This window comes from Ignavibacteriota bacterium (assembly GCA_016708125.1).
In the GTDB taxonomy this organism is placed as follows: Bacteria; Bacteroidota; Ignavibacteria; order Ignavibacteriales; family Melioribacteraceae.
The window spans coordinates 1-4,461 of the sequence record JADJGF010000013.1; the positions used below are offsets into that span (position 1 = coordinate 1).

Here is a 4,461-nt window from a genome sequence, read left to right on the forward strand (position 1 = left end):
GTCTTAGGCTAAAAAAGTACTACTTTATCTTAATTTAAACTGAATTAGTCGTATAATAATCAAATAAAGATGAAAGAATTGATGTGTCATCTTCAAGGATTCTAATGCATTTCTTTCAAAAAATTTACAATCATCAATTTGAAACTCTATTAAATGCTATAAATTCTAAACTTTTCATTATTCATATACATGAATATTGATTTCATGATATTTAGCATTAATTTGAATTAAATCAAATATTTAATCATCTATATTAATAAAGTTAAATGGTAAATAATGAAAACAAAGAAGTGAGCTCGTGTCGATGTTCCCGTATTCTACATCCATCCTTTTTGACATCAGACGATAGAGAATGAATTGAACTTTCATTAACAGGGGGGAAATTAGTTATTATAGAACAAAAAAGTTTTCTAATTTAAAACTTTCTTCTATTAATAATGACCTTCTTTATCATCCATTAATATAAGAAATTCAAGATTTTCTTAAAATTCAAAATTTTAAGGAAACTTTAATTGAAACTATTTCTGTTTATTGAATATTTAGTTATTATAGAGATTATCAAGGATTACTTTAAAAGTATATGCGAAAATCTAAAAATTTCTTCAGAAATAAAAATCATCTTCTTCAACTTTTGAAAGAAAAACGAAAAATACTAAAATTAAAGTAAATGAAAAAGAAAAACTTGAATATTTTTTATTCATATGATCAAATCTCATATAAAACTGAAAATAATCAAATCAAATAAAAAATATGAATATGCTTGAAATTTTATAGTATAAAGATAACTTTAATCATTAAATAATGAAACAAAGAAGTGAGCTCGTGTCGATGTTCCCGTATTCTACATCCATCCTTTTTGACATCAAACGATAGAGAATGAATTGAACTTTCATTATCAGGGGGGGGGAAAATTAGTTATTGTAGAACAAAAAAGTTTTCTAATTTAAAACTTTCTTCTATTAATAATGACCTTCTTTATCATCCATTTAAATAAGAAATTTAAATTAATTTGAAATTTATTTATAGTTAGTTATTCAAATCAATATGAGTAAACTTACTTGTTTTTGATAGGATTCAATTCAGTTTAAGCTCAAGAATCATGAAATATAGATTTTCCTCACAGAAAGAGCTAAAAATTTTTGGTGGTTTTAAATACATTTCATTATCAACAAATGTGATACATCTTGATTTCTTTTTCCAAATGAAAACTGCAAAAAATACTTTATAATCCAATTTTTTAACTTCATCTAAAGTACCGTAATAATAACAGGCATGATCAAGTATTCCTTTCTTGTGTTTTTCTAATGTTGAGTTGATAGATGATTTATTTGATCTAATAACATCTTTGATAATTATGATTTCTTCAGTTCTTAGTGAAGCCATTATTAATACTTGTTATTAGTTTTTAAATTCACCTTGAATAGAATTTGATTTTTGTTATATTCTCTTTTTTCATTCTCTTAATTCAATTTTACTTTTCTTTGAAATTTTATTGGATAATGGCTTATCATTATTGTCTTCTAATAAAGTTAGTTCTGAAATTTTTAACACTCTTTTGCCATATTTCTGGTGTAAATCCCAAGCTCTTAAAGGGTATTGATACTGATAAAAACCTTTTTCATCAATCTTATCTCTAAATAATGAAATCCATTTTTTCACAGCAACTTCATAGTCAATTCTGATTGGTACTTTACATTCTGATTTTTCAAATATTGTTCTAAAATAATTACTCATTTGAACGTATTTCTCTTAAGAATTAAGTATCTCATTCAATGTTAATGTATCCATCATAAATTTCATGCTTTACTGTAAAATTGAAATAACCATTTTGAATGAATGAGAAATGATTTCAAAAGAAAATAAGATTAGTTTCATCAGCAATTACATCTAATATTAAACCTGTTTTTGATTTATTGTATGGATGATATTCATTTCCATATTCATCATCTGAATAAACTTCAAATTTGTTATTCTCTTTTTAATCATTTTTGACAAAATATCAAATTCTTGTTTGTTGGAATTTTTTCCATTTAATGAAAATAATAAAATCAAAATTAATGAAGATTTAAACAATGTTTTTGGTTTAAATTTTATATTTGAATTTCATAAGAGAAATTTTCATAACTAAGAATTATCTCTATAACAAACAAGCATAAATTTGTATTGAATAAGATTATTGATTGTATAGGCAAAGATTTAACTTACAATTTTATAAACTAATTATGGAATTCATAGATATTTAAGTTAAGCTATCTAATCATCTATTATCTCTAAGATTATTAGTAATCTTTAGCAAATAAGAAGTTTCTTTTCATCAATCATGAAAATTTCTATTTACTAAACTATCGTTTGAAAAGTTTTGATTTAGGTTCACATTGAATTCTGAATTTAGTTTTCTTTCAATTACTTTACTCTTCTTTATTTTTGATATTCTTGATCTTCTTGTTCTCATGGATTTCAATGGTTTGAATCCTTTAAGAATTCATAAAATGATTTATTAGATTGAGTCCAAATTCATTCTTATTCTTGGAGGACATGAAGTCATCAATTTCTTCAGTTATTTTCACAAGTTTATCCCATAAATTTCTATTCTTATTGTATATCAGCTTTAATAATATGAATAATACTTACCATTAATAGAAAATTCCAAATATTTCTGTTAACTTTTCTTTATCGGGTAAATAATCTTTCATTGCTGAGTCATTCAAGCAATAGTTCAAAAGACTATTCTTTTTAGTCTCTTCATTAATCTTAAATTCAGGAAGATAAACTGGAGATGCCTCAGAAAGTTTAAGTAACCCAAGTTTAGTTTAATTTAAAACATACTTACCTTTTCTTATCAGCATAATTGCAAAATAAATCCACATCATAGCATGAATATGGTGCAAGGAAAGTATAAACCTAATATATAAATCATAATTTACCTGAGTTTTGTGCCAAACCATCACATTCCTTCTTTGTCTTCAGATTTGCAATAATAGATGCAGAGTCCAACATATACAACTCTGCTTGGATTATTGATATTGATATTTGATTGATTTTCCATTTAGGATTTAATTCTAATTATTAAATCAAATCATTAATGGAAAAATACTTCGAAAGAAGAAAAGACAATGAATGAATGTTTAAGAGATAAATATTCAAATGATGAAGAATACAAACAATTATTCAATGCTGAACAATTAGTAAAAGCTGGTAATATACAAGTTGCCATCAATAATATTCACACCTAAAGATCAAAGAAATATACTCACTTAATGAGCAACAATTGAAAGACCTATATACTCAAATCACTGATAAAATTAAACTTATAAATAAGGACAACAATAGTTCAATTTTTAAAGCACCTAATCCATTTGACACTGAACTTCAATTAGTTGAAATTGATTTGAATGAAAAACAACACGAAATAGACAGAATAAATTTGTCCAAGATCATCCACATTATTATCCAGTAATATAAACAATAGATTTTGATCTATTAAGACATAAAATGACAGTATATCAAATTAAACAACCAACAATACTTGGAATTAGCTGAAGAATTCAAAATTTGGCTATAATATCATGTATAGAGCTATTACTTTTGTCATTAATTTCAAATATGTTAAATGTAGTAGACTTAATATCAGATCAGAGTCAAATTGAATGAATATCATTTCAATTATTTATGAAGAATTATGTAGAATTCATGATAAAGGATAAAATTTCTTTATATTGATGAAACTAGTTTCAACAATAGTAAACGTGGTGGAATCAAGTGGATGAGAGCATAAACAAGGAGAATATTATACTTGATAAAGTTAGAATAGAGTAGGTATAACATTAACAATATGTATCAAAATGGTATTATTCATCATGAAATCACTGAAAACAGTTGGTTCTGATAAATTCATTGAGTTTATTACCAATTTAATTGGAAACTAGTGCCAAGATGATAAAACCTTTGAAAATACAAAATAGAAAGTATGTTCTTGTATTTGATAATGCAAGATGTCATGTTTCAAAGAAGATCATTGAATATTTGAAGTTTGGTAAATTTGATGTATTAACTTTACCTCCTTATTACCTTATTATAATGCAGCTGAATATGTGTTTAACTGGCTTAGAAACGGTTCTACAGCATGAACTTTGGTCAAAAAGTAAGTTTTCATTACTAATACAAAATGTTTTAGAAAATGTTGAAATCATATATTGATCAAAATTGAGTACTTTTGACTATAAGATGATAAAGGTCATTGATCATATCCAAAATCTCAAATATGTCGATTTTCAAAAATGACCTTAAAATCGAAAATTTTTCAAGAATTCAAAAAAAAACAAGATATCATCAAATACAATGGAGAATAAGCATATTGACGTCCAACGGAAAGATTTGACTGTCGGAAACCTAGAAATTTGAATTTTAAGACTTCTAAAATACCTGTCAGAATATATCAGATTAGATAGTTATATATCTATA

At 24.8% G+C, this 4,461-nt stretch carries 2 protein-coding genes; both read right to left on the reverse strand.

Annotated elements, in window-relative coordinates; genetic code table 11:
- Positions 1 to 1,074 precede the first annotated feature (1,074 nt).
- Positions 1,075 to 1,383, reverse strand: a complete 309-nt coding sequence (locus tag IPH62_20025; GenBank protein ID MBK7107560.1) for a hypothetical protein — start codon at positions 1,381 to 1,383, stop codon at positions 1,075 to 1,077.
- A gap of 69 nt (positions 1,384 to 1,452) precedes the next feature.
- Complete coding sequence (locus IPH62_20030) at positions 1,453 to 1,734, reverse strand: hypothetical protein (GenBank protein MBK7107561.1); 282 nt, start codon at positions 1,732 to 1,734, stop codon at positions 1,453 to 1,455.
- Positions 1,735 to 4,461 lie beyond the last annotated feature (2,727 nt).

Coding starts and splice junctions, on each gene's coding strand:
- IPH62_20025 (MBK7107560.1), bottom strand. CDS start 1,383: ATGGCTTCACTAAGAACTGAAGAAATCATAATTATCAAAGATGTTATT.
- IPH62_20030 (MBK7107561.1), bottom strand. CDS start 1,734: ATGAGTAATTATTTTAGAACAATATTTGAAAAATCAGAATGTAAAGTA.